The sequence below is a fragment of the Pseudomonas sp. BB438 genome (assembly GCF_057180225.1).
The window spans coordinates 2145886-2170941 of record NZ_CM170001.1 but is presented as its reverse complement, the minus strand read 5'-3'; the positions used below and the strand labels follow the sequence as shown (position 1 = coordinate 2170941).

The 25056-nt window shown below is 56.4% G+C and carries 24 protein-coding genes, 1 tRNA gene and 1 pseudogene; 10 read left to right on the top strand and 16 right to left on the bottom strand.

What is annotated here, in order from left to right; genetic code table 11:
• Positions 1–103 precede the first annotated feature (103 nt).
• The 7 genes from AC1ZV1_RS10190 (at position 104) to AC1ZV1_RS10160 (ending at position 6065) form a co-directional block, all read left to right on the top strand.
• Positions 104–694, top strand: coding sequence for a hypothetical protein (locus tag AC1ZV1_RS10190; protein WP_484296598.1), 591 nt, complete (start codon positions 104–106; stop codon positions 692–694).
• Between the two features lie 101 nt (positions 695–795).
• Entirely contained in the window at positions 796–1140 is a 345-nt protein-coding gene (locus AC1ZV1_RS10185) for a hypothetical protein (protein WP_484296597.1), read from the top strand.
• A gap of 511 nt (positions 1141–1651) precedes the next feature.
• Positions 1652–1774, top strand: a complete 123-nt coding sequence (locus AC1ZV1_RS10180; RefSeq protein ID WP_484296596.1) for a hypothetical protein — start codon at positions 1652–1654, stop codon at positions 1772–1774.
• Between the two features lie 167 nt (positions 1775–1941).
• On the top strand, positions 1942–2979 hold the full coding sequence (locus tag AC1ZV1_RS10175) for a helix-turn-helix transcriptional regulator (RefSeq protein WP_484296595.1): 1038 nt from the start codon (positions 1942–1944) through the stop codon (positions 2977–2979).
• A 29-nt stretch (positions 2980–3008) separates the two neighbouring features.
• Entirely contained in the window at positions 3009–4112 is a 1104-nt protein-coding gene (locus AC1ZV1_RS10170; RefSeq protein ID WP_484296594.1) for a hypothetical protein, read from the top strand.
• Positions 4113–4179: 67 nt separating this feature from the next.
• On the top strand, positions 4180–5802 hold the full coding sequence (locus AC1ZV1_RS10165; protein ID WP_484296593.1) for a hypothetical protein: 1623 nt from the start codon (positions 4180–4182) through the stop codon (positions 5800–5802).
• A complete protein-coding gene (locus AC1ZV1_RS10160; RefSeq protein WP_484296592.1) occupies positions 5799–6065 on the top strand; it encodes a YkgJ family cysteine cluster protein in 267 nt (88 codons plus the stop codon). Before AC1ZV1_RS10165 ends, AC1ZV1_RS10160 begins: the two co-directional genes overlap by 4 nt.
• Before the next feature lie 703 nt (positions 6066–6768).
• Here the strand turns inward: AC1ZV1_RS10160 and AC1ZV1_RS10155 are convergent.
• Both AC1ZV1_RS10155 and AC1ZV1_RS10150 read right to left on the bottom strand, forming a co-directional pair.
• Positions 6769–7713: a YagK/YfjJ domain-containing protein gene (locus AC1ZV1_RS10155; protein ID WP_484296591.1), complete on the bottom strand. Its 945-nt coding sequence runs from the start codon at positions 7711–7713 to the stop codon at positions 6769–6771.
• Positions 7714–8037: 324 nt separating this feature from the next.
• A complete protein-coding gene (locus AC1ZV1_RS10150) occupies positions 8038–8268 on the bottom strand; it encodes an AlpA family transcriptional regulator (protein WP_484296590.1) in 231 nt (76 codons plus the stop codon).
• A gap of 290 nt (positions 8269–8558) precedes the next feature.
• On the opposite strand from AC1ZV1_RS10150, the pseudogene AC1ZV1_RS10145 reads away from it, so the two are divergent.
• A pseudogene (locus AC1ZV1_RS10145) lies at positions 8559–10234 on the top strand (YfjI family protein).
• 68 nt (positions 10235–10302) lie between these two features.
• Here AC1ZV1_RS10145 and AC1ZV1_RS10140 read toward each other — a convergent pair.
• The 13 genes from AC1ZV1_RS10140 to AC1ZV1_RS10080 form a co-directional block, all read right to left on the bottom strand.
• Entirely contained in the window at positions 10303–10533 is a 231-nt protein-coding gene (locus AC1ZV1_RS10140; RefSeq protein WP_484296589.1) for an IS3 family transposase, read from the bottom strand.
• A gap of 581 nt (positions 10534–11114) precedes the next feature.
• Positions 11115–13709, bottom strand: coding sequence for a UvrD-helicase domain-containing protein (locus tag AC1ZV1_RS10135; protein WP_484296588.1), 2595 nt, complete (start codon positions 13707–13709; stop codon positions 11115–11117).
• A 211-nt stretch (positions 13710–13920) separates the two neighbouring features.
• On the bottom strand, positions 13921–14385 hold the full coding sequence (locus tag AC1ZV1_RS10130; RefSeq protein WP_484296587.1) for a hypothetical protein: 465 nt from the start codon (positions 14383–14385) through the stop codon (positions 13921–13923).
• 228 nt (positions 14386–14613) lie between these two features.
• Positions 14614–14690 (bottom strand) — tRNA-Pro (locus AC1ZV1_RS10125).
• An 84-nt stretch (positions 14691–14774) separates the two neighbouring features.
• The gene (locus AC1ZV1_RS10120) at positions 14775–15131 is read right to left on the bottom strand and encodes a MerR family transcriptional regulator (protein ID WP_484296586.1); all 357 of its coding nucleotides are present in this window, start codon (positions 15129–15131) and stop codon (positions 14775–14777) included.
• Positions 15112–15414 (bottom strand): integration host factor subunit alpha, encoded by a 303-nt coding sequence (gene ihfA, locus AC1ZV1_RS10115; RefSeq protein ID WP_003090661.1) that lies wholly within the window; start codon positions 15412–15414, stop codon positions 15112–15114. The genes AC1ZV1_RS10120 and ihfA overlap by 20 nt, the downstream gene beginning before the upstream one ends.
• Before the next feature lie 3 nt (positions 15415–15417).
• Positions 15418–17796, bottom strand: coding sequence for a phenylalanine--tRNA ligase subunit beta (gene pheT, locus AC1ZV1_RS10110; protein WP_484296585.1), 2379 nt, complete (start codon positions 17794–17796; stop codon positions 15418–15420).
• 34 nt (positions 17797–17830) lie between these two features.
• The gene (gene pheS, locus AC1ZV1_RS10105; RefSeq protein WP_484296584.1) at positions 17831–18847 is read right to left on the bottom strand and encodes a phenylalanine--tRNA ligase subunit alpha; all 1017 of its coding nucleotides are present in this window, start codon (positions 18845–18847) and stop codon (positions 17831–17833) included.
• Between the two features lie 97 nt (positions 18848–18944).
• Positions 18945–19301, bottom strand: a complete 357-nt coding sequence (rplT, locus tag AC1ZV1_RS10100; RefSeq protein WP_003099086.1) for a 50S ribosomal protein L20 — start codon at positions 19299–19301, stop codon at positions 18945–18947.
• 21 nt (positions 19302–19322) lie between these two features.
• On the bottom strand, positions 19323–19517 hold the full coding sequence (gene rpmI, locus AC1ZV1_RS10095) for a 50S ribosomal protein L35 (RefSeq protein ID WP_017516491.1): 195 nt from the start codon (positions 19515–19517) through the stop codon (positions 19323–19325).
• A gap of 60 nt (positions 19518–19577) precedes the next feature.
• Positions 19578–20129: a translation initiation factor IF-3 gene (infC, locus tag AC1ZV1_RS10090; RefSeq protein WP_178119621.1), complete on the bottom strand. Its 552-nt coding sequence runs from the start codon at positions 20127–20129 to the stop codon at positions 19578–19580.
• Positions 20129–22051 (bottom strand): threonine--tRNA ligase, encoded by a 1923-nt coding sequence (thrS, locus tag AC1ZV1_RS10085; RefSeq protein WP_484296583.1) that lies wholly within the window; start codon positions 22049–22051, stop codon positions 20129–20131. The genes infC and thrS overlap by 1 nt, the downstream gene beginning before the upstream one ends.
• A gap of 241 nt (positions 22052–22292) precedes the next feature.
• Positions 22293–23126 carry an alpha/beta fold hydrolase gene (locus tag AC1ZV1_RS10080; RefSeq protein ID WP_484296582.1) on the bottom strand — a complete coding sequence of 278 codons (834 nt, stop codon included), beginning with the start codon at positions 23124–23126 and terminating at the stop codon, positions 22293–22295.
• A 255-nt stretch (positions 23127–23381) separates the two neighbouring features.
• Here AC1ZV1_RS10080 and AC1ZV1_RS10075 point away from each other — a divergent pair, with 255 nt between their 5' ends.
• Both AC1ZV1_RS10075 and AC1ZV1_RS10070 read left to right on the top strand, forming a co-directional pair.
• Positions 23382–23735 (top strand): histone-like nucleoid-structuring protein, MvaT/MvaU family, encoded by a 354-nt coding sequence (locus tag AC1ZV1_RS10075; RefSeq protein WP_484296581.1) that lies wholly within the window; start codon positions 23382–23384, stop codon positions 23733–23735.
• A gap of 441 nt (positions 23736–24176) precedes the next feature.
• Positions 24177–24401: a hypothetical protein gene (locus AC1ZV1_RS10070; RefSeq protein WP_045217792.1), complete on the top strand. Its 225-nt coding sequence runs from the start codon at positions 24177–24179 to the stop codon at positions 24399–24401.
• Positions 24402–24475: 74 nt separating this feature from the next.
• On the opposite strand, the gene AC1ZV1_RS10065 is transcribed toward AC1ZV1_RS10070, so the two are convergent.
• On the bottom strand, positions 24476–24976 hold the full coding sequence (locus tag AC1ZV1_RS10065) for a DUF4946 domain-containing protein (protein WP_484297538.1): 501 nt from the start codon (positions 24974–24976) through the stop codon (positions 24476–24478).
• Between the last annotated feature and the right edge of the window lie 80 nt (positions 24977–25056).

Below are 25056 nucleotides of genomic sequence, written 5' to 3'. Positions count from 1 at the left end.
CATTGACATGAAGAACATAACAGGTCGAGAATCACCTCAAAAAGTTGATTATCGGCTTTTGATGTTCTTTCTCACTGATCTCCCGGCACAAGGACACGTCCGAATGCACAAGAAATTCCTCTTAGCTTCTCTCTTCAGTTGGGTCGCCTGCCTCTATGCCGTAGACGCATCTGCTTGGCAGGCGACAGATGTTCTGGAATGCCCTGTAAACAAGCAAAACTCGGCATGGTTGGACTGTGTTCCTGAAGATGTTCCCGCCAGACTTCCATACAAAATGGACGATGGCAGTGTCCAAGTTCTGGACACGCGCGAAACTGTATTCTGCAAAGAAGGCACGTGTGAGTATTACTACCAAAGATCCAGCGGCCTCTGGGACACTACTGGCGAATATGCAGGACAAATACAAAAGAAAGAACGCACACTTATAGTTCTGCTTCGAGGCTATTATCTGGGCAATGCTAAAGACGGTCGCATAGTAGCCTACCTGAAAGGAACCGGCCCCGAGAATGGAGGGAAAATGGCCGCTGTCTTAAAAGCCCAGGATGCCCCCGACGAACAAGACGACCCAGAGGTTTCCGCCTGTGTGGACAAGTGGGCCGCTGTATTCCGGAAGCAAAATGGTGAGTCAGTCCCTATCGTGTACGACGCTCTTGAAGAGTGGGCTCATCTATGTAAAGAGGGGAAACAACCTTAGCTAAACTCGATGACAGGGGCGCCACGCCCCTGTCATCGAGAATTTTTATTTTGCTCCGGACCACCTTACCCAGCATTCCACAAACACCACGGCGGTGCCTTATGGACGTTAACGTCTACACAATCGATGAAATCTCGAATGAAAAGATCCTAGAAAAAATCAAAAATAAAGAAAGCTTCATTTTGGGAAAAGTCGATTCAATGAAGTTCCCCTCAGTCGTCGAAACCCTGGAGCGACTGATTGAATCCCAAGGACTCAAGTGTCGCATATATACGTTCGGTCGCATCGCCGCTGCAGGTGCCTCGGTTGCAGGTGGAGTAACAGGTCTTCTGGGAGCGCTTTCAGGCATCGCAATAGCCGCCCACAATATCGCTACATGGAACCCCGACTACGAAGTTGCCAAAAATCTCTTGGTATCAAGTATCCATGTTACGTATAAAAAGTAGAAACAAAGGAACTCACTTGGCGCCCCCTGGCCTGCCTCAGTAAAGCGGACCAGGATCCGTTATAGACCGCCAATTACAGTACCGGCCAAACTCAAGCCTACCAGTGGTCATCTCCGAATCCATAGCGGATCTGCCTGTCGCTTAGCTCACTAAAGAGATGAACAAACGCGACAAGGATTGTCGCTCTCCAGCAGCAATCTGGCGCCATCAGATAGTCACGAGGTGCAGCCATGCCGATACCACCACGTCCATTTACCCTTACCTGCCAGTACTGCTCCTGGAAAAAGACGATACTTCCCAGCAGCGACGTGCTAGTGCTGCATCGCGACTGGTTCCCCACCTGCCCAAACTGCCACGCCCCCTCGCTTCGTCGTTGCCATGCGACCCACAAGGAAGCGCTCAGAGCGCGCCTGGAGCAACTCCTTAGTATCGGCAAGTAACCCTTCATGTACGCGACACAAGCTGTCGCATCCACCAGAGAAAATATCAGCACCTTCAGGAGGCCACTTTTATGAAAAACCTATTTGCCGCCATCGGATTCGTCGTGGTGCTGAAGAAGGGTTATGAGTTGTACCGCGAATACAGCGAACTAAAGCGTGAGAAGGAGACACAGGCGTCCTCCGCTCCCCAATGAACACGCGGAACCGCAGCCAGGGCTCAAGTTTTACGCAAACCAGTGAATGACTTTTGTCGTAGGGACTGCACGAGAGGTGGCATAAGGCCACCAATTTCAGTAGGATCGACATCAACTTGACGCCAGGCCACTGACGATCGGTTGAGATAGAGAACAAGGTAGTCACCATGTCCCAAGCGAAGGATACGCTGCTCAGGCTATTTGCATTACTCCGCCTGATTCCCACCGAACCTCAGCGTATTGCAACACCAACCCTGCTCGAGAAGCTTCGCGATAGAGGCTTTTCTGTGACCCTGCGCTCGATTCAGCGCGACCTGAATCGATTGTCGACTCCTTTCTCCTTGCAGTGCGATGACAGCGAAATGCCATTTCGCTGGAGCTTCACGCGTGAAGCTCCGCTCAAGCTCGAAGACATGGACGCACCAACCGCGCTAGCGCTGTTCTTGTCGGAAAGCCACCTCAACCCGATTCTGCCGCAGAGCGTTCTGGACCAACTGGCTCCTCAGTTTCGCCGAGCGCGCAACTTTCTGAGTGGCTTGGGAGGCAACGGCCTGGCAGATTGGGCAAAACGGGTTCGCACGCTGCCCTATGGAAAAACCCTGCTGCCGGCGCAGGTTTCCGCACACACCTGGACCCAGGTTTCCGCCGGTCTACTCGAGCGCAAGCAACTCGAGGTGACCTACCTGAGCCGCAGCAAGGGCGAGCTCAAGAACTTTCGCCTACACCCGGCCGGTCTGGTCTCGCGCCACGCTGTGAGCTACCTGCTTGCCTCCGTTGATGGCTACAGCGACCTGCGCCAGTTCGCCTTGCATCGCATTACTGAAGTAACAGCGCTCGACCAGGTCGCTCAGGAACATGAAAGCTTTGATGTGGATGCCTACATCGCCAGCGGCGTATTCAGCCAGCGTGAAGCAGAGGCGCAAGTCGAGCTCATTGCCGACGTGCGCCCACAGATCGCGGTCTTGCTCAATGAAACGCCTTTGAGCCATCGGCAAACCCTTAGCGAGACCGACCATCAGGGTTGGCACCGCCTTCACGCTACGGTGCCACTCGACCGCGAGACACTCTGGTGGATCTTTGCCCTGAACGACAACATTCGCCTGCATGCACCCTCGGTGTGGGTAGAAGAGGTTCGGGAGCGCTTGAACTCGATGCAAGCGCTCTACCAAGACACCAGCTCAATCCAGCAACCGCAACCTGTTTGAAAATCCCGACATATCAAAAGGATACTGCCATGCCACTTCCCCTCATCCTAGGCGCTGCGGCGCTGGTCAGTGCCGCCTACGGCGCCAAGAAAGGCTACGACGGCTACCAGAAGCATTCCGAAGCAGACGACATCGTCAACGCTGCGAAGAAGCGATACGCCGGGAAGAAAGACACGTTCGACACACAGGAAAAGGCCACCACCGAGGCCCTCGAAGTACTGGGTCAGCAAGAGCTGAATATCGGCCAGCAGTTCAACGAGTTCAAAACTCTCGCCGAAGACCTGCTGCAAAAACTCAACAACGGCCGTCAGGACAAGCTGGAAATCAACATTCCCAAACACAAGCTGCAGCGCGTTGAAAACTACAGCTACACCGCCATCGGTGTACTGGGTGCCACCGCCGGGGCAGGTGTTGCGGGGGCCGCTGCCGGATTTGCCGTATATGGCGGCGTAATGGCACTAGGTGCAGCTTCTACTGGCACCGCAATCTCCTCACTGGCCGGAGTTGCCGCCACCAACGCCACCCTAGCGGCAATTGGCGGTGGATCGCTGGCCACCGGCGGACTGGGTATGGCTGGTGGCACGGCAATCCTCGGCGCGGCCGTGGCCGGCCCGGTGCTAGCCATCGCGGGCTGGGCATACGACAGCCACGGCGAAGAGGCGTTGAAGAACGCGCGCAAAGCCGACCGAGAAGTCGACAGCGCCGTGGCCAAGCTGGAAACAGCTCAGCAACAACTCAGCAAAACTGAGGATTACGCCTTCGAGATCCTAGACGTGCTAAAGGCCGTTTACGCCCAGTTCGACCAGTACTTCGGCGTTCTTAAGGCCGTCGCCGGTCAAATCGAAGCCGCCAAGATACTCAAGCAGGACCCACAAGCAGTGCTGGCCCAATTGAGCAACACCATTATTCATGCCACTGAGAATGGCTTCGCCCTGGCTAGCATCCTCGTCGACCTGATCACAACACCGCTGTTCAAAGTCAAGAAGAGTACCAACGGCGAGGTCGTCAATGATGAAAATGGCGTGCCGGTGATGGACACGGACGCAGACGGCTCGATGATCCTCAATACGGAGCAGCTAGAAAAACAACTCGGCGATACCAAGGCCAGCGCAGCTCGCGTAGAGCCGGCTTGACCTGCGTGCGGGGCAAGACCGGCCCCGCACCTGCCCTGCACTTTACCCATCAGCCATGGACGCCACTATGCACGCCGCAGCGCAAGACTTCCCCTGGGCCGAAGAGCTCGAAAAGACCGTAGTCAACAGCCTGGCGACCAGCTTCGGCTTGGACTTTCTGCTATTCAAAGACCAGAAAGGCGGCAACGTAGACACGATTCAAAATGCGCGCAGCGGCGTGTGGGCCACCACCGATGAACAGCAGCGCTATGACCAACGCGGCGAATACGACAGCACCGCCTATCACCAGCACGCCAATTACATCGCCACCGGCCAGCGGGACAAAACCCTGCACACAGCCGGCGCCTTGCATGACCCTTACCGCAATACCGCGATGGGTGCTCACGAACAGCGCAACCTCGACCATGTGATCAGTGCCAAGGAAATCCACGACGATGCAGGACGCGTACTGGCCGGGTTAGATGGAGTGGAACTGGCTAATCAAAGCAGTAACCTGCAATCCACCCACGAAACCGTCAACAAATCGAAAAAGCAGGCGCCCATCAACGAGTACCTGCAACGGCTGCCGGGTCTGATCACGGAGAACGAAGCTACGCTGGCCAAAGACCGTGCGCGCCTGGCAACCCTGCCGCGCGATACGCCGCAGCAGCAACACACGGCCCGTGAGCTGGAAGACAAGATCCGTAAAACTGAAAACAAAATCACCGAACTCAAAGCAGTGGATCCCGATGAGATGCGCAAGCGCGATGCTGAAGCCCGAGCACCGTATGAGCAGCAGATCAACCACACCTACTACACCAGCAGCAAGTTCCTCCACCAGACTGCCAGCGCTGCCAGCATGGCCGGACTGGCCATGGGTACGCGGCAGATGCTCGGCATGGTCATGGCCGAAGTCTGGTTCGAACTGCGCGAGCAATTGCCCGCCTTGCTGGCCAAGCTGAAGCACAAGTTCAGCTTCGAAGCGTTCGTAGACAGCATCAGCGCCTCACTCAAAGGTATCTGGGAACGAGTGCAAGCACGCTTCAGCGCCTTCTTGATGGCATTTAAGGATGGGGTATTTGCCGGCATCCTCGGCAGCCTCACTACCACTGTGTTCAACATTCTCGCCACCACCCAGGTTATGGCGATCAAGATCATTCGCGAAGTCTGGGGACAGCTAGTCAAAGCCATCAAACTGATGCTCTTCAACCCCGACCAACTCAGCTTCGTCGAACTGTGCCAGGCGGTCACATCCTTGCTGTCCGTCGGAGCTGCTACCGTCGTCGGCTCCATCGCCTACGCCCAGCTACTGCCGTTGTGCAGCTTCCCGTTCGGCGCCGAGCTGGCCGCTTTCGCCAGTGCCCTAGTCACCGGCGTGATCACCCTCGGCCTCAATTACTTTTTGCTGCACAGCGACATGGCACACAAGCTGTGGGCCTTTATCGAATCCCTGACCCCGCACACAGGTACGATCAAACAGTTCCAGGCAATCAATGCCGAACTGGATCGATACCTGGCGGAATTGAGCCAACTGGAATTCAACCTGGACGTGGACGAACTGCAGGCCTTCGCCCTCGAGCTACAAAACTGTAACGATGAGCTGCAGCGTAGTGTAGTGCTGCAGCAAGAAGTGCAAGCTCGCGGTATCGAACTACCGTTCGAAATGGGAAATGCGGCCAGCACCCGCAACTGGCTGGCCTCGCTGATATGACGCTACCAGCGTTTCCCTGTACGCAATGCGGGCTGTGCTGCAACAATGTGCACCTGGCGGAGCAAACCCGGTATCTAGACAGAGGGGATGGGGCTTGTCGGCATTACAATGATACTGACAAACACTGCCTGATCTATGAGACCCGACCAGATATCTGCCGGGTGGACCGGCAGTACCGGATGCACTATGCAGAGCAATACAGCTGGGCGGAGTTTATTGATGCAAATCTCGAGGTTTGTCGGGTGCTGCAGGGCCAACATTAGCCTCATATAGACGAGCTTATGAGATCTCGTTGGGCAATCTCGGTACCTTACCAGTTGGTGAAACAGCAACTGGCTGTTCAATTGGCTCGGGCTTCGCAGGACTGATCCAGAGCGCCTGGCACTCCCTCCAGCAAGTCGAAATAAGCCAGCATGAGCAGCCTGTAGCTGCTCATGCTGTGACCCAGATTTTTTCTTTGCTCCAGTGGCTTCCCTGAGCGCGGAGTCAGGCACCCAGCTCGTACGAGTCTTTCAGACGCTGCAGCAGATCTTTGTGACGTGCCTCAAGGTCAATCAGAGCAAAGCTCCCCATCGCCAACAAGCAATGAGAATTTGGCAGACTTTCCACCCGACCTTCGAAATAGCGAAGGTGCGGTAGCCACTACCCCCAGCCGGTGTCGAATCCTCGCTGGCGATCCCCGTACTTCGTAGCCTACTTGCATAGATAGCTGGCCCTGTAGAATAGCTCTGGCAGCTCATCGACCTCGCCAGGACGGACTTTACGGTCGATTCGATATTCAGCATTGTCCAGGATGTACACCCGTCCTCTCACCTGATCGAGAGTCAGCCCCAGTGCACCAGCCCAGGACTCCTCCATTCGGCTGATCATGCTCATCCGCGAAGGACGAGGCATGATTCGCTGCTGACCGCCCTCAATATCTGCCCGAAGCAGGCCGCTTATTCAGCCCTATGCAGGGCACGACTTCTAACACACGCCTTTCCGGACGCATCGAGCACCCTCGGGCTTCAACCGGAGTGGCTGAGCATCCTTGACCAGATAACGCATCGTCTTGTGGACATTGAGCCGGATCTCCGGATCGTTCCGATAAACGATGCCGATGCCACATTCGTCCTTGTAGCGCTCCTTGTCGTGATTGCAGCTGTTGTAGCAGCCGTATCCCCGAGTGATCCGCTCCCACAGCTCACCGAGCTGCTGAGCCTTGTAGACATCTCCACGTACCTCCTTTCCATTGAAGAAGTAAGCCGCATGGATGTGGTAGCCCCGATCCTTACCCTGCTCAACCGCGCAGATGTAACCCGTCAGGTGGTAGAAGATGGGATTGCGCTCGTGTTCGGAGATCAGCGCTTTCAGATCATCGAACACTCGTTCGACGCGCAACCTGACTTGAGCCTCCTGGCGATAGTACAGATCGACCCGGACTACGGCCGTGCGCGCATAGCGGTCCAGAACAGCGTCGGTATATTCGGTGACTCGACGCTCCTGCTTTCTAGCCTCGTAACGACGGACTTCCCTACAGCGGCGATACCATCGTTCACGAATCAACTGCCGAATGCGGGCGACCAGAACGTTCATGCTGCGATGATGATCGAGGTAGGCGGTACCCTCTTCGTTCAAGCACACAAGACCACCAGGGTGACGCTCTAGCCCGATGTCCTGGCACGCGTTCCTGAATGCTTGAAGACACTCGCTGTAGCGGTATTCATGACGCTCATCGAACAGGTCCATCATCGCCTGGATATGCTCGATGTACGGAGAGAGCCTGGTCTCCTGGAGACCATCGCACGCAGAGTGTTCATCCCTAACTCTAAACGCTGGCATGTCATAAAACTCGATCGCTTGAACGAATCGTTCGATCTGGATGGCTATATCGGACTGCGAGCGAAGGCCGTAGTTCTTACGAATGGTCATGGGAGGTACCTGGTTGTTTGTATACCAGGCACGTGCTGTGTACTTTTTGACTGGGTAGCTGTCGCTAGCCTAGGGACTAGACTATGCGTAGGTAGCGCTAGCCCCTATGGCTGGTGATTACTTGATAGTTAATGACTATATAACTAGATCCCCCTCCCACTCTCAGCAAGCCATCCCGGCAAGGCAGGGTATATGGGGAGCAACATTGCCTGCCTGCCGAGAGATTTGCCTAACCACCTCATGGGGGAGTTAGCTGAGCACGCGCCGTCCCTATGCGGCATAAACGCCATGACCAGCCTTAGCCGGTCATGGCACAGGTTAGTTCTAGCTAGCCATAGTCAGGTGGCCGGTGGAGCGCACCACAGTACCCTCTGCCAAGTCACGTTCCTCAATCCTCGCCAGGATCCAGTCGTGCACCTCGCTATCGACCCAGCCGACGCGGCGGTCGCCGAGTGAAACGGGTTTCGGGAAGGTGCTCTCCGCGATGTATTTGTAGATGGTCGACCGAGCCAGGCCAGTCGAGTCGATGACTTCTTTCAGCCGGATAATTCTCATGAGCAGGCTCCTCTGTTAGCTCAGAGGATTTGGGAAGGCTGTAAAAAAATACACGGGGTAGGCAACCACAGGACGGCGATAGATTGCTGCATAAGCTGAATCACCAATGCCTCCGCCAACCACTGCCAATCTGCGTCTCGACGTGGCCGCTGCTGACTCGCCGCGCCATCCCCTAAGGCGCCTGGGCGGCCTTCATCCCCATGTTGTTTATATCTATCAGAAGGCGGATAGAGAAAATTTTCCGTTACTCTGCTACTTTCGCTAGAAAATAGCGGAAATAGCTACAAAAAATGAACACATCAGATCATGTTAAATCTGCATCCACTGGCAGTGAAATGCTTACCTTTCAACAAGGCTGGCCCTGCTTTCGCGAGCACAGCTTGTTCGAGTCCGCTGTGACAGAGGCTGCTCGAGAGCTACAGGTCTCTCGAGAGATGGCAATGATGTGCGCGTTCGGCGCCATGGCTACTGCCTGTCAGGGGCAAGTCAATTTGCAAATGCCTACTGGCCACCCGGCACCTACCTCATTAATGCTCCTAACCATCGCCGAGTCGGGAGAAAGGAAGACCACAACGCAGAACTACTTCTTTGACGCAATAAATATGCTAAATGATGAGGAGTACCAAGCTAACGAAGTTTCTTTTAGAAAGCACCGGATCAACTATGAACTATGGGACACTAAGAAACGACATCTGCAGCGCATGTATAGCAAATGTGCAGCGAAGGAAGATGAAGATGCAACGCACGCAGTTTTAGAGGAACTCACCGAGCATCTCAAGACCGAACCCCAACCTAACCGCTCAGGGAAGTTCCTGTATGAAGACACCACCCCACAAGCTCTGGTACAAATGCTTTACGAAAACATGCCCAATGGCTGCCTGCTGACCAGCGAGGCCAGTAGTATTTTCAGCGGTAAAGTATTAGGTGAACTCGACAAGCTTAATACACTCTGGGACGGTGGCAACGTAATTGTCGATCGCGTATCCAGAGAGGGATTTATTCTTCGAGATGCACGTCTAACTCTTTCGCTAATGGCTCAACCAAGCGTTATCGCATCGTTCATGGGAAAACGCGGCAATGAAGCTCGTGGTACTGGCTTCCTTGCTCGCTTCTTAGTCGTTAAACCACGCACCATGGCCGGCGGACGAACTCACGAAAAGCTATCATCCTTACCACGCAAGCAGAGTTTCAATGCCCGTATTCGCGAGAAATTGACGTTCGCGACCTCGCCTAGTCGTCAAGTGTTGAGATTTTCAGAGCCAGCTGGTACGAATACAGCCAATACTTAGAACAAGAAATGAGGAGCAATGGACTATACCACTACCTCCGAGATCACGCATCTAAACTACTTGAAAATACCAGTCGGCTAGCAGCCATCCTGCATACTTTTGAGCGAAACTCAGACAACGATACAGAGATTGATTTATTTACTTTAAGGTTTTGCTGGGAGTTTGCTAGAGCTTGTTCATGGCACTTCATAGCGCACCTAGCTAACGAACCACAAGTAGTTACAGACGCTAACAACCTGGCACACTTCCTACTGAGCCTTGCCAATAAAGAGTCCCGCATAGATCACACACGGGCCGCCCAAGACACAAGAAGATATCGAAATCAAGTAACACCGCCCGAAACACGGACTGACAACCTCATTAGCGGGGCAAGAACAACATTTACTCTAACGAAAGTAAAACAATATGGCCCCAGTAGCCTGAGAGGCCGGGCAAATTCTGAAAGACTAGACGCCGCTATCGATTTACTTACTAAGCTTGGACATATCAGAAAAGAGGGAAACAACTATCGCTTCCAAGAGACAATTCTACTCACTCCAGAACAAATTACATTGAAAAATGGCGAAACAATTACAGTCAAAGAACTCCCTCTATTTAGAGAGCAGCAGTATTGCAAGCCTCAGACCATGGATGCACATAGAATTAAAGGCGATTACTTCATAAAAATCTGTCAATAGCACAATGCCAGAGCAACCTATTGAAGCCAGACATAACCTAGCCTGTCCCGGAACCGGTGGACAGGCAGTTAAGAGCTACTGCTCGTATTCCTCCGCTCAAACTCCATCGGACTGAGATACCCCAGAGTCGAGTGGCGACGGTGGTGATTGTAGAAGCAGATGTAGTCGAACAGGTCGGCTTGCGCCTCCCAATAGCTGGCATAGTACGTCAGGTACACCCGCTCGGACTTCAGCGAACAGAAGAAACTCTCCATCACCGCATGATCCCAAAAGCTTCCCCACCGCGGGTGGCTTGGCACGATGCGATGTCGCTGAAGCAGGGCTTGGTAGTCGCAGGTGCAGTACTGACTGCAGCGATCCTAGTCCAGCAGCACTTCCAATTATGGCTGTCGGCGAGCAAAAGGCATCTCTAGCGCGGCATGCACCAAAGCCTGATGCATACGGTGGGGCATCGCCCAACCGATAACAGCGCGTGAATCAAGATTGAGCACGACGGCCAGATACAACCGTCTTGTGCAGTCCGCACATGGCTCATGTCCGAGACCCAATGCCGGTTAGCGCGATCCGAGGCGGACTGGCGATCCAGGTGATTCGGTGCAATGGGTAGATCGTGGCGGCTGAGCGTCTTCGCGACGACCTCAATCAACAGACTCTGCGTTTCCTCCATAGCTGATGTACCAAGCCAGATACCAGATCGCTCAGTTAGCATGTTCCTGTCTTTACCGATCAGGGCCTGCCAACCTCATGCGAAGGCCTTGCAGTGCCATTCTGACCAGACTGCGTACGATGGCCTTTACCATTTCATCGCACCTTACTCTCCTCATGCGCCAGCCTGGTCTCGTTACGCTGAAACCACCACGAAAGACGTACCGTGCCCATCTCACCGCCTGCGATCGTAGAAGTAGGGTTGATGCTCATCTATTCGATCCGAGGCCTTCGGGAAGCCCTGACTACCGGTCCTCGGAGCGTCCAAGAACCAATAGCAGTGCAACTTGGCACGGGTGATAGCCACATACGCAAGCCTCATCACCTCCTCGCCTTGCGCAAAGTCATAGGCCCTTGCTTCGCCATTCATAGCGAGATTCGCCATAGCGTATGCCTGGTTTCGCCAGTTGGACGAGGAGAGTTGCTCGCAGTCTCCCACAAGGAAAACGACGTCAGCTTCCAGGCCTTTCGAACCGTGATAGGTCATGATGCGAATCCGATCTTGGTTATTTTCCCGTCTCGCTCGCTGTAGCGTACCGGCAAGCTTGTTGGTCACCTCGATCAAGGTACTTCTTGATCGCGACAGCACCATGATCTCGTGCCCGTCTTCGTAGTGCTGCCCTACCATGCTCACGAGATATCGATCATCTCGCCGCCACAACTGAACGGGAAAATTCAGATCCTTGACATCAGGATGAGCAGCTTCGCCATGCTTGTTCTCGATAGAGCGGGTGTGTTTCACAATGCTCTCAGCCGCGTCGATCACCAGCTGCTGAGACCGGAAGTTCTGCTGCAGCATGAGCGGCAGTGTTTTGGGAGAAGGGAAGTAACGCTCGAATTGCTGGAAAAACTTGGGCGAACTGCCACGCCAGCCATAGATGCTTTGCCAGTCATCTCCTACCGCCATGAGCGAAGGAAAAATCACGCCCTGAGAGGTGCGGTATTGAAGCCTGCGTAATCGAAGCTCGGTGAGCACGCCACGCAGCCAACTAATAGTGTTGGCACCGCAGTCCTGGAACTCATCAACGAGAGTTACCATCTGAGCTCTGAGGACACTGTCAGGCAGCTTTCTGAAATTGTCCACCCCATGCTCACTGTACATCGCGAACATCTTGTTGAAGGTGAATATACGTGGACTCTGCTCAGCCAGGAAGCTCTCAAACTCAGGCCAGAACAGACCTAGTGCTTCGAAAAACTTTGCATCCATGTCCTCCTTCAGGAAACTCATACCCTTGACTGCCTCTGGCACATCAAGTCCAAGGTTCTCAAGGAAAGAAGCGGCGCTATGGAATGCCTGCATGATGGGCGCGGGTACGAGATCCCCGCCAACCTGGTACCTGAATTTGGGCACAGCGGAAACCTGGCCCCTCAAGGTTTCGAGGGAGCTCAAAGCCTCGTCATAATTCGTGAAATACAGGACAGGCTTGGAGCAGAACAGTTGAAGAAAGATCCTCCGCATGTTCAGAGCCAGCGAAAGCTTGGTTTCTCCCTCTCCATCTTTGATCTTGATAGTGTCTGGTTCGTTTTGATCCAAGCCCAGCACTACCAGAGCATTCAGATCCTCTGCGAACGCATGGGCATGGAAAATATGTCCGTTAAGCTCTACAGGCACGAGTTCGGCGGTAATCCCAGGCATTGGCCACAGCCCAGCCTTACGCCAGAGCGACTCCACCGCTAGGCATGCCTCCCGATCACGAGCCGAGCATTGCCTGAGCATCCTTATACGTTTGGCCTGCCCCGCATCATTGGGGTTCAGCGGCTCTCCGATACTTACCGAGTGCCTTACGAGCTCAATGATCAACGTACGGAACCGCTTGTTTTTTTCAAATAGGTTCTGGTAGCAGCGGTTCATGAGATCCAGCTGTCTCGAATTCAGCCGAATGTCCAGAATGTTCTCAGGCTCTTCGTCCTCAGCGGTGGACTCCTTACTCAGGAACTCAAATGCCTTCGCTCCTTGAAATAGTGGCGACCATTTGAAGAAGTCAAGGATGCGGGAGTGGAACGTTCGAACGAAGCTTTTGCCCTTCTCCTCGTCCATGGGGATTCCCCACAGGCCGAACACTTTGATCACCTTGGCGATGAAGTCGAAGCGTGAGTCACGGGTGAACGTAACAACCGTGATGCAATCCTCAGGCACACTCAGGTAGTAGCGAAGCACGAGCAGCCGCAGCACCATCGTCGTAGACTTGCCACTGCCGGCACCGGCAACAATGTAGGTGGACGGGCTTCGAGAGAGAATCATCTCCCATTGCCGATCGGTCGGTTGTTGGTAGTCCGGTAGCCTTTCCCTGATATCGGAGCGGATCCTCCGCTCGAGCTCCTCGGAAATAGGGAAATCGAAGTTCTCGAATAGGTTGGTGTCCACTTCTGGCGCTACATCTGTCGGCCTTACCCCGGGGTTCAGCTCCAGCACCAATTTCCCAGCCTCAACGCCTGCCTCGTGGCCGCTTTTATACCCCTCTTGAAGGCCTTCCCTTCGCCCATCCTCGCGCCCTACCTTATGACCTTGGTCCCGACCATCCTCAAGCCCCTTTTCGTGGCCCGAAACTCGACCAACCTCGTGCCCCGCTAGGTATCCAGCTTTCCAAGAGGTGGCGTCGTGCCTCTCTATTGTCTGCAGCAACCATCGGGCAAAGGCATATGTTCCTCTGGCCATCCACCCGTTGGCACGCATAGGCTGCTCAGCTGATGATTTGCCTTCCGACCCACTCTCGGAGGGTTTCTTGATACCCGACTCGTGTAGAGAACCCACTTGGAACCAGCCTTTCACGATTTCCTTTCGATTCGGCAAGTCTCTGCTTACCGCCATGCTTGGGATATTATCAGGATGGCTAGCGGTCCACTGATTTAAGCGACATCAATTTGCCACAACGGCAGATCAGGATCCCAGCGCAAAGGAGGGCCCAGGCCACGGCACTCTATGAGCGCCGCCTTTGGTCATGAGGAGCGGCAGAATTCGCAAGGCAGCAGCATGGTCAGAGTCAGGATTGCGACTTCAACGCCACTGTAGCGGCTGCAATAGCTATCCCCACTCCAGTTTCGATCACTCGACTACCGAGGCTCTTCGCTGCGTCCAGGCCAACGCCTTTCGCAAGGTCTCCGGCTGCAGCCAACAAAGTGTCGCCCGTTAAAGCGTCAGGCATAGATTTCATTGCTTCCAGAGCCTTGGCTGTTAGCACGCACCCGTAGTACTCCTTTTGAGTGGTGCTGGTGATCTTACCCACACGGATGTAACTCGCCTCAATTAGCCAATCCATGGTCGCGTCAAAGAAAGCCTGCTTCGATCCGAACTTACTCAACCAGTCGCTGAGCTCTTTTTCAGCATCCTCAAAAACAGGGTCGAGGATGTCAGCCCCTAGCCGCACTCGCTGAGGGAAATGACTGTAAAGATAAGCAAAGATCAGTCCGCACGATTGGTCGAAACGTTTGATGTTCGGCGCTGCCATCGGTAGCCCTCCGCTGTCACGCCATGTTCAATCGGTGGAAGCCTTCAAATCAACTCATTTGGCTAGCGTCGAATGCCAATAGACATTGGCTCACCACCAATAGAAGGGAGATAGCACTTCAAAATCTCGAGTGGGGCAAAAAGTGGGGCAAAATACAGGAACACCACAAAAGCATCAGGCATAAAAAAATCCAGTCACCGCTAAGTGACTGGATTTTCTAGGGATTTTTGGTCGGGACGGAGTGATTCGAACACTCGACCCCTTGCACCCCATGCAAGTGCGCTACCAGGCTGCGCTACGCCCCGACGTTGCTTTGAGTTCCCTCAGAAGCGGATCGCACTATACCCCAAGCATGAGCTTCGGAGAAGTGCTTTTTTCATTTTTTTCAGTTACTTGCGCAAGACGTACAGCACATCCTCCAATTCGACAATCATCTGCCGGATCAGTTGTTTGTACTGAGTAGCGTCCTCGCGGGCTTCGTCGCCTGTGAGGCGCTGCCGGGCACCGCCGATGGTGAAGCCTTGATCGTAGAGCAGCGCGCGAATCTGGCGAATCATGAGCACGTCCTGACGCTGGTAGTAGCGCCGATTGCCCCTTCGCTTGACCGGATTGAGTTGCGGGAACTCCTGTTCCCAGTACCGCAGCACATGCGGCTTCACCGCGCAAAGATCACTTACTTCGCCGATGGTGAAGTAGCGCTTGCCCGGGATGGGAGGCAACTCGTCGTTATGACTTGGTTCCAGCATAAGCTTCAACCCTGGCCTTCAGTTTCTGCCCTGGACGAAAGGTGACGACGCGCCGGGCTGTGATCGGGATTTCCTCTCCCGTCTTCGGGTTGCGTCCGGGACGCTGGCGCTTGTCGCGCAGGTCAAAGTTGCCGAAACCCGACAACTTCACCTGTTCGTTATGCTCCAGCGCCTGGCGGATCTCTTCGAAGAAGAGCTCCACCAGTTCCTTGGCTTCCCGCTTATTCAGGCCCAGCTCTTCGTACAGACGTTCAGCAATTTCAGCTTTCGTCAGAGCCCCCATACGCTACTTCCTTAACGTGGCGTTGAACCTTTGTTCCAGCGAGGCGACGATATTCTGCGTAGTCGCGTTCACCTCGTCATCGTTAAGAGTGCGTGATGGATGCTGCCAGGTCAAGCCAACGGCCAAGCTTTTTCTAAGCGGATCAATGCCTTTACCGTGGTAGACGTCAAACAACCTGAGATCCGTGAGCCATTCGCCCGCCGTTTCTCGGATATTTGCCAGGACGAATTCGGCCGGAGTATCCAGATCGACGATCAACGCCAAGTCACGGCGCACCTCGGGGAAGCGCGACAGTTCGCTGAATTTCGGCAGACGGCCCTTGGCGACTTCCGACAGTAGCAGCTCAAAGACATAGACCGGTCGATCCAGGTCCAGCGCCTTGGCCAGCTCCGGGTGCAGGGCTCCCAGGTAGCCGACCAGCACGCCGTCTCGCTCGATCTTGGCGGTCTGCCCCGGGTGCAGCGCCGGATGCTCTGCCGGGGAGAAAGTGAAAGCATCGATGGCGCCGGCGTTACCCAGCAGCGCTTCGACGTCTGCTTTCACGTCGAAGAAGTCGACATTCTCGGGGCCATTGGCCCAGCCTTCCGGCTGACGAGCACCGCAGACGACACCGGCGAGCATGTTCTCCTGCACCAGCCCTTCCAGTTGACCCACGAAGCGCAGACCGCTTTCGAACAGGCGAACGCGGGTTTGCTGACGGTTGAGGTTGTACTGCAGCGATTTCACCAGCCCCGGCCAGAGCGAGGCGCGCATGGCGGCCATGTCGGCGGAGATCGGGTTAGCCAGCATCAGCGGCTCGACGCCGGGATGGAACAGCTGGAACAACTTGGGATCGATGAAGCTGTAGGTGATGGCTTCCTGGTAGTCACGAGCGACCAGCAGTCGGCGTAGCGCCGGTAGTTCCGCCTGGGACTCGGACTTGGTGTTTGGCGCCAGGCGGGCCTGAGGATAGCGAACCGGCAGACGGTTGTAGCCGTAGAGACGGCCCAGCTCTTCGATCAGATCGACTTCGATAGTGACGTCGAAGCGATGACTCGGTACGCCCACGGTCCAGGCTTCGGCACCAGCCTTCTGGACGTCGAATTCCAGGGCAGTGAGCAGCCGCTCAATCTCGGCGTTTTCCAGGGTCATGCCCAGCATCTGGGTGACACGCTCGGCACGCAGGGTAACCGGCGCGACCTTCGGCAAGTCCGCTTCGCTGACTTGCTCGATGATCGGGCCGGCTTCGCCACCAACGATCTGCAGCAGTAGCTCGGTGGCGCGCTCCATGGCGCGACGGGCCAGTTGCGAGTCCACGCCGCGCTCGAAGCGGTGCGAGGCATCGGTGTGCAAGCCATAGGAACGAGCCTTACCGGCAACGGCGATATTGTCGAAGAAGGCGCTTTCGAGGAACAGGTCGCGGGTCTTGGCGCTGACGCCGCTGTGCTCGCCCCCCATCACACCAGCGATAGCCAGGGCACGCTCGTGGTCGGCGATCACCAGGGTGTCGGCACGCAGGGCGACCTCCTGGCCGTCCAGCAGGACGAGCTTCTCGCCCTCCTCGGCCATGCGCACGCGTACGCCACCCTTGATTTCATCGAGGTCGAAAGCATGCATCGGCTGGCCCAGTTCGATCATCACGTAGTTGGTGATGTCGACAGCAGCGTCGATGCTGCGGATGTCGGAACGGCGCAGGCGCTCGACCATCCACAGGGGAGTCGGCTTGCTCAGATCGACGTTACGGACGACGCGACCGAGGTAGCGCGGGCAGGCCTTGGGAGCCAGCAGCTCCACAGTGCGTACTTCGTCGATCTGCGGAGCAACGGCACTAATCACCACCGGCTTGACCTCGGCGCCGTACAGCGCGCCGACTTCACGGGCGAGACCGGTCAGGGACAGGCAGTCGCCGCGGTTCGGGGTCAGGCCGATCTCGATGGAGGCGTCGTCCAGCTCAAGGTAGTCGCGGACGTTGGCGCCCACGGGCGCATCCGCGGCAAGCTCCATCAGGCCGGCGTTCTCTTCGCTGATGTCCAGCTCTTTGGCCGAGCAGAGCATCCCATTGGACTCAACGCCGCGCAGCTTGGCTTTCTTGATCTTGAATTCGCCCGGAAGTTCGGCGCCGATCATGGCGAAGGGGACCTTCAGGCCCGGACGCACATTGGGCGCGCCGCAGACGACCTGGAGGGTCTCCGAACCGTTGCTGACCTGGCAGACGCGCAGCTTGTCGGCGTCCGGGTGCTGCTCGGTCGACAGCACTTCGCCCACGACGACGCCGCTGAACTGGCCGGCAACCGGGATCACAGCGTCGACCTCAAGGCCCGCCATGGAAAGACGAGCCACCAGCTCGTCACGGGATACCTGCGGGTTTACCCAGCTCCGCAGCCACTGTTCACTGAATTTCATCCTGCTCTCCTGAATGCGTTGACGGTCGTGCGGGCTAGCGGAACTGGCCGAGGAACCGCAAATCGTTGTCGAAGAACAGGCGCAAGTCGTTCACGCCATAACGCAGCATGGCGAGACGCTCGATACCCATGCCGAAGGCGAAGCCCTGGTACTTCTCCGGGTCGATGCCGGACATGCGCAGCACGTCGGGGTGGACCATGCCGCAACCCATGACTTCCAGCCAGCCGGTTTGCTTGCAAACGCGGCAACCCTTGCCGCTGCAGAGCACGCACTGGATGTCGACTTCCGCCGAAGGCTCGGTGAAGGGGAAAAAGGAAGGACGGAAGCGGACGGAGAATTCCTTCTCGAAGAAGGCGCGGAGGAATTCTTCGATGGTACCCTTGAGGTCGGCGAAGCTGACATCTTCATCGACCAGCAGACCTTCTACCTGGTGGAACATCGGCGAGTGGGTAAGGTCGGAGTCGCAGCGATAGACGCGGCCCGGGCAGACAATGCGAATCGGCGGTTTCTGGCTCTCCATGGTGCGGACCTGTACCGGCGAGGTATGGGTGCGCAGCAGCATGTTCGCATTGAAGTAGAAGGTGTCGTGCATGGCACGAGCCGGGTGGTGGCCCGGAATGTTGAGCGCTTCGAAGTTGTGGTAGTCATCTTCGACCTCCGGCCCCTCGGCCACTTCATAGCCGATGCGGGTGAAGCACTGCTCGATGCGTTCCTTGGTGCGGGTGACCGGATGCAGGCCGCCGGAGGACTGGCCACGGCCCGGCAAGGTCACGTCGATACGCTCGACTGCCAGCTTGGCGGCGAGGGCAGCGCCCTCCAGCTCGGCCTTGCGGGCGTTCAGCACATCCTGAACCTGCTCTTTGGCGACGTTGATCAGCGCGCCGACTTTCGGGCGCTCTTCGGCCGGCAGGTCGCCCAGGGTCTTCATGACCTGGGTCAGCTCGCCTTTCTTGCCGAGGTAGTGAACCCGGATCTGCTCCAGGGCGTTGACGTCTTCGGTGTTTCGCACGGCGTCCAGGGCCTGCGAAACCAGCGCGTCCAGGTTTTCCATGTACCAACTCCAGATACAAAATAGGGGAAGAGCGGTAAGGCTCTTCCCCTATCGGTGACGTTACGTCCGGACCGAAATCCGGTAACTGTCGTGGGGCTTAAGCCAGGCTGGCCTTCGCTTTCTCGACAATCGCGGTAAACGCCGCTTTTTCGTTCACAGCCAGATCGGCCAGGACCTTACGGTCGATCTCGATGGCCGCCTTTTTCAGGCCAGCGATCAGACGGCTGTAGGACAGACCGTTCTGACGAGCACCAGCGTTGATACGGGCGATCCACAGGGCGCGGAACTGACGCTTGCGCTGACGACGGTCACGGTAGGCGTATTGGCCAGCCTTGATGACCGCCTGCTTGGCAACGCGGAACACGCGCGAACGCGCGCCGTAGTAGCCTTTTGCGAGCTTCAGAATCTTTTTGTGACGACGACGGGCAATCACGCCACGCTTAACACGAGCCATTTATCTATCCTCTACCAGAAATCAACGCAGACGCAGGGAGCGTGCTACACGGCGAACATCGGAAGCAGCGAGCATCGAAGTGCCGCGCAGCTGACGCTTACGCTTGGTGGTCATTTTGGTCAGGATGTGGCTCTTGAAAGCGTGCTTGTGCTTGATGCCACCAGCAGTCACTTTGAAGCGCTTTTTGGCGCCACTCTTGGTTTTCATCTTTGGCATGTTTAGTACTCCGCATTCGTTAACAACTGATAACCATCAGGCCTGCCAGTGCCCGGGAGGTTATTTACGCTTCTTGGGAGCGATGACCATCATCAGCTGGCGTCCTTCCAGCTTGGGATGCTGTTCCACGGTGCCAATCTCGGCGAGGTCGTTTTCGACTCGCTTGAGCAGCTCCATGCCCAGCTCCTGGTGGGCCATCTCACGACCACGGAATCGAAGCGATACCTTGGCCTTGTCCCCTTCATTAAGGAAACGTACCAGGTTGCGTAGTTTTACCTGGTAATCCCCTTCTTCCGTCCCTGGACGAAACTTGATTTCTTTGATCTGTTGCTGGTGCTGGTTCTTCTTCGCAGCAGCGGCTTGCTTCTTCTTCTCGAAGAGGTGCTTGCCGTAGTCCATGATGCGGCAGACAGGGGGCACCGCATCAGCAGAAATTTCCACCAGGTCCAGCTTGGCCTCGTCGGCTTGACGGAGGGCCTCGTCGAGGGAGACCACGCCAATCTGCTGACCGTCAGCACCAATCAGACGAACCTCACGGGCGGTGATGTTCTCGTTGATCGGCGGTTTCGGGAGAGCCCGCTTATCCTGTCTCATTTCACGCTTAATAATGATTACTCCGAGTCTTGGCGACCACGCCGGGAAACCGCCTGAGCGAGCAGCTCAGCGAACTGGGCGACCGGCATCGAGCCGAGGTCAGCCCCTTCGCGCGTACGTACGGCGACGGCCTGCGATTCAACTTCCCTATCACCGATAACCAACAGATAGGGAACCTTGAGCAAAGTATGCTCGCGGATTTTAAAGCCAATTTTCTCGTTTCTCAAGTCAGACTTGGCACGGAATCCGCTTTGCTCGAGCTGACGCACCACTTCCTCAGCCCATTCGCCCTGCTTGTCAGTGATATTCATCACCACGGCCTGGGTCGGAGCGAGCCAGGCCGGGAACTGGCCAGCGTAGTGTTCGATCAGCATGCCGATGAAGCGCTCGAAGGAGCCGAGGATCGCGCGGTGCAGCATGACCGGACGGGTACGGCTGTTATCTTCGGCGATATAGCTGGCATCCAGGCGCTCCGGCAGGTTCGGGTCGTACTGCAGGGTGCCGCACTGCCAATTACGACCCAGGCAATCCTTCAGGGTGAACTCGATCTTCGGACCATAGAAGGCGCCCTCGCCCGGCTGGTATTCCCACTCCAGACCGGATTCGTTCAGCGCGTCGGCCAGCGCACTTTCAGCGCGGTCCCACAACTCCTCGGAACCGACGCGCTTGGCCGGTCGAGTGGACAGTTTCATCGAGACGTCGGTGAAACCGAAGTCCGAATAGACCTGCAGGGTCAGCTTGATGAAATCGGCCGCTTCCTTCTTCACCTGCTCTTCGGTGCAGAAGATGTGGGCGTCATCCTGGGTGAAGCCACGCACGCGCATGATGCCGTGCAGCGCGCCGGACGGCTCGTTACGGTGGCAGGCGCCGAACTCGGCAAGGCGCAGCGGCAGGTCACGGTAGGACTTCAGGCCCTGGTTGAAGATCTGCACATGGCACGGGCAGTTCATCGGTTTAACTGCGAAATCGCGGCTTTCCGACGACGTGGTGAACATGTTTTCGGCGTAGTTGGTCCAGTGGCCGGAGCGCTCCCAAAGGATACGATCGACGACCTGCGGGGTGCGAACTTCCACGTAGCCGTGGTCGCGCTGCACCTTGCGCATGTACTGCTCAAGCACCTGGTAGACGGTCCAGCCATTCGGGTGCCAGAAGACCATGCCCGGCGCTTCTTCCTGGAGGTGGAAGAGGTCGAGTTGCTTGCCGATGCGACGGTGGTCGCGCTTCTCGGCCTCCTCGATACGCTGGACATAAGCAGCCAGTTGCTTTTTGTCTGCCCAGGCGGTGCCGTAGACACGCTGCAACTGCTCGTTCTTCGAGTCACCGCGCCAGTAGGCGCCGGAAATCTTGGTCAGCTTGAAGGCTTTCAGGAAACGGGTGTTGGGCACATGCGGACCACGACACATGTCCACGTACTCCTCATGGAAGTACAGGCCCATGGCCTTCTCGTCCGGCATGTCGTCGATGAGGCGCAGCTTGTACTCCTCACCACGAGCCTTGAAGGTCTCGATGACTTCGGCACGCGGGGTCATCCTCTTGATGACGTCGTAGTCTTTCTCGATCAGCTCAGCCATGCGCTTTTCGATGGCAGCCATGTCTTCCGGTGTGAAGGGGCGCTCGAAGGCGATGTCGTAATAGAAGCCCTCATCGATCACCGGCCCAATGACCATTTTGGCAGTCGGGTACAGTTGCTTGACCGCATGCCCCACCAGGTGAGCGCAGGAGTGGCGAATGATTTCCAGCCCGTCCTCATCCTTCGGAGTAATGATCTGCAGGGTGGCGTCGCTGTCGATGATGTCGCAGGCATCGACCAGACGGCCGTTGACCTTGCCGGCCAGGGTGGCTTTCGCCAGGCCCGCGCCAATGGATTGCGCCACCTCGGTCACACTGACCGGATGATCGAAGGAACGCTGACTACCGTCGGGAAGAGTAATGATGGGCATGGCGCCTCCTCTCCTAGTGGTGACCCCTACGAAAGGCCACATGGGTTGGGATGTGCCAGTAAGCGTCGCCCGCCGGGTAAGCCTGCCTCACAGTGGCAGGCGCCTTGTCGGCACCCTGCGCATTCGCGCGCGGACGTAGATCACTGGAAGAAATCGAAAACCTGCCCACAAACGATAGCGAGCAGGGCCGTGGATGTTACTGCAAGTTGGCGAAACTGACGAGCAGTAGACCTGACCTGACTCAGTGCCGCTCGACAAATTCCAGGACAGCGCGATTGAAGGACGCCGGACGGATCACATTCATGCCATGGGACGCCCCGGGAATCGTTACCGACCGCGCATCGGCAAGAGATAACCGCATCGCCTGAATGATTCGAGGAAACGGCTCCGGACTCTTGGCTCCACCAATCAGCAATACCGGCAAACGCAATTGTGAGATCTGCGCATGATTAATAGGCGCAGGACGATCAGCCACCTGCCCGACTAATGTCATGGCGTTGGCCATCGCCATGTCACGGAACTGCCGGGAGGACCGAGACCAGACTCCCGCCCCACTGACAGTATCGACAAAAAGTTGCAGTCCCTCCTCCACCTCCCCGGCGCGAATCATCACCAGAGCCTGTTGGCGAAACTGATTACGCTCGCTGGGAGATACTGGCGATTCGATACTTACCTCAGTAAACACGTCATCGGCAAAGTCTCCGCCAGGATCAGCGAGTGTCAAAGAACGTAGTTTTTGCGGAGCCGCGAGAGCGACTCGCAGACAGATATTGCCGCCCCGCGAATGACCCAGCAGATGGGCGGGAGCGGGCACCTGATCGAGCAACGCCAGCAGATCATCAACATGCTGGTCCGTCGTGAAACCCAGCCCCTCGCCATCCCACTGCTCAGGGTAGTAGTGGCGCAGACTGGGCACTATCACGCGATAACGGGCAGACAATGCCTCGATCTGCCCCTGCCAGTAGCGATAGTCACAGAGCGAACCATGCACCAGCAGCAAGGACTCGCCCCGCCCGGCAACCTGGCACGTTAGTTCATAGTCATTGACCCGGTATTGCACTATCTCGTTATTCATCCAGCACTCGCACGCGACGCACCACAATAAAGCACACATATTTTGCAGGGGCTAGTGATCGCCAAAAAATCCCGCGACACCCTTTAGCCCGCGCATTATCCCTCATCAATCAATTAACCCACCAACCTCTCTTCTACCCTTAACATTTAATGTGTGCTCTCCCAATCGCAACAATTCATATATTCGGTTGACGCGAACAATCACTAGAACACAGAATCGCGCCGTACTAATCACCCTGAATACGGGAGCACCCAGATGTCCAAACTTGCGGAATTCCGCGAAGCCGAGCGCAAACTCCAGGAACAACTCGCCCTGCTTGAGAAACTCAAGAGCGATGGCGGACTGAAGAAAGAACTGGAGTTCAAGGATCAATTGCAGGCCTTGATGGACCAGTACGACATGAATCTGCGCAACGTCATCGAAATTCTCGACCCGCAGACCTCAGCCGAGCCGGCAACCGCGCAACAACCGCGCCGCACCCGCCAGCTGAAGGTCTACAAGAACCCGCACAACGGCGAGACCATCGAGACCAAGGGCGGCAACCACAAGACCCTCAAAGCCTGGAAGCAGCAATACGGTGGTGACACCGTCGAGTCCTGGCTGCAGTAACCCCAATCTTCCGCGGAGCGCTCCCGCTCCGCGGAACTTCCCCTCGCTCGACACCTCCTGACAGACGGCTGTATAAAAACTAGCCATCGTTAGAAGAAATCCTTATACTAGCCGACAGCGAACACCAAACCCAAGGTCGCCCCTCCCAGCACTCCCTACCTGATCCAGGGCAGAAGCTGGGCACTACAGGGCCACGGCCAGCGCATCCTCCGCATCGATTCCAGAGCACGCCAACCGCGCCAGGAACATTTGCCCGAAGATCCGCGCCCCACGTCAGACCCACTGCTTTCACCCAACATCGCAGCCTGACGCGAACAGACCCTCAAGTTTCCTATCGCTGCCATATTCCGGTCATACGTTTTCTGCATTCTCAGATCGCACCCGGAGCTTTTGACGATTTCGACGGTCATAGGACCGTTACCTATTTGGAAAGACAAGACAATGAAAACCTCCCTGCAAATCCAGGAGGCGATTCGCACCCTCTCGGCGGCCTTCGCCCCTCTGAACTGCGTCATCCAGGCCAAGCGCAAGCACGGCTTCAGCTTCACCCTGGTGAACGAGCATGGCATCGCCAAGCACACCGAACGTCTCTACCCCCAGCAATACCAGGGCGAGGCGCCGCTGAGCGCGGTGATCCAGCGAGTGCAAGCCACCATCGCTGCCTGAGCCTGAAAACGAAAAAAGCCCCGTCCAAACGGGGCTTTTGCATTTCTGCCGTCCTATGTATAGGAAGGACACACTCAGCGCAGCGTGATACCCGCCTTCACCGACTCGATCTCCCCCGCCAGCGCCGCGTAGCGCTGGGACGGAGCTGCATAGGTCAGCGAGTAGGCCGCTTCATCGCCCAGCGCAACCTGAACAGTCTGCTTGAGCACCTCGGTGCCGTTCTGGCTGATGCCACAATGAACCTCCAGACCACTCAACCCGCCCAGCTTCGCATCCAGCGGCTTGCTACACGCCGCCTGGAACCCCTGGCGCATGAAGTCCTTTTGCAGCGCCTTGCGCATCTCGACGATGACATTCTCGACGCTGACCTTGGCAGTAGAGCCGAGCCGACTGCGAGTGACCTCCATCACCAGGTCCTGGGAGCCATCTTCCGCCATGCGCACACCACGCTGACGAACCACCGGCGCATCGACAGCCGCATCCGCCGGCGAGCGCGAAACCTCCCACCCCAGAGGCCAGATCACCTGCATTTCAGCAGATGCCGACAGGGGAACCAGCAGGGCGCCGATCAACACTGCAAACCGCAGACCACCCATTACCCTCTCCGATCAAGATTTCAGGGAATACCATAGCAGGCAGGACAGCCTTTCCATCA

Coding starts and splice junctions, on each gene's coding strand:
- AC1ZV1_RS10170 (WP_484296594.1), top strand. CDS start 3,009: ATGCCACTTCCCCTCATCCTAGGCGCTGCGGCGCTGGTCAGTGCCGCC.
- AC1ZV1_RS10075 (WP_484296581.1), top strand. CDS start 23,382: ATGTCCAAACTTGCGGAATTCCGCGAAGCCGAGCGCAAACTCCAGGAA.
- AC1ZV1_RS10180 (WP_484296596.1), top strand. CDS start 1,652: ATGAAAAACCTATTTGCCGCCATCGGATTCGTCGTGGTGCTGAAGAAG.
- AC1ZV1_RS10150 (WP_484296590.1), bottom strand. CDS start 8,268: ATGAGAATTATCCGGCTGAAAGAAGTCATCGACTCGACTGGCCTGGCT.
- rpmI (WP_017516491.1), bottom strand. CDS start 19,517: ATGCCAAAGATGAAAACCAAGAGTGGCGCCAAAAAGCGCTTCAAAGTG.
- ihfA (WP_003090661.1), bottom strand. CDS start 15,414: ATGGGGGCTCTGACGAAAGCTGAAATTGCTGAACGTCTGTACGAAGAG.
- AC1ZV1_RS10155 (WP_484296591.1), bottom strand. CDS start 7,713: ATGACCATTCGTAAGAACTACGGCCTTCGCTCGCAGTCCGATATAGCC.
- AC1ZV1_RS10190 (WP_484296598.1), top strand. CDS start 104: ATGCACAAGAAATTCCTCTTAGCTTCTCTCTTCAGTTGGGTCGCCTGC.
- AC1ZV1_RS10070 (WP_045217792.1), top strand. CDS start 24,177: ATGAAAACCTCCCTGCAAATCCAGGAGGCGATTCGCACCCTCTCGGCG.
- rplT (WP_003099086.1), bottom strand. CDS start 19,301: ATGGCTCGTGTTAAGCGTGGCGTGATTGCCCGTCGTCGTCACAAAAAG.
- AC1ZV1_RS10160 (WP_484296592.1), top strand. CDS start 5,799: ATGACGCTACCAGCGTTTCCCTGTACGCAATGCGGGCTGTGCTGCAAC.
- AC1ZV1_RS10120 (WP_484296586.1), bottom strand. CDS start 15,131: ATGCTGGAACCAAGTCATAACGACGAGTTGCCTCCCATCCCGGGCAAG.
- pheS (WP_484296584.1), bottom strand. CDS start 18,847: ATGGAAAACCTGGACGCGCTGGTTTCGCAGGCCCTGGACGCCGTGCGA.
- AC1ZV1_RS10165 (WP_484296593.1), top strand. CDS start 4,180: ATGCACGCCGCAGCGCAAGACTTCCCCTGGGCCGAAGAGCTCGAAAAG.
- AC1ZV1_RS10130 (WP_484296587.1), bottom strand. CDS start 14,385: ATGGCAGCGCCGAACATCAAACGTTTCGACCAATCGTGCGGACTGATC.
- thrS (WP_484296583.1), bottom strand. CDS start 22,051: ATGCCCATCATTACTCTTCCCGACGGTAGTCAGCGTTCCTTCGATCAT.
- pheT (WP_484296585.1), bottom strand. CDS start 17,796: ATGAAATTCAGTGAACAGTGGCTGCGGAGCTGGGTAAACCCGCAGGTA.
- AC1ZV1_RS10080 (WP_484296582.1), bottom strand. CDS start 23,126: ATGAATAACGAGATAGTGCAATACCGGGTCAATGACTATGAACTAACG.
- AC1ZV1_RS10175 (WP_484296595.1), top strand. CDS start 1,942: ATGTCCCAAGCGAAGGATACGCTGCTCAGGCTATTTGCATTACTCCGC.
- AC1ZV1_RS10185 (WP_484296597.1), top strand. CDS start 796: ATGGACGTTAACGTCTACACAATCGATGAAATCTCGAATGAAAAGATC.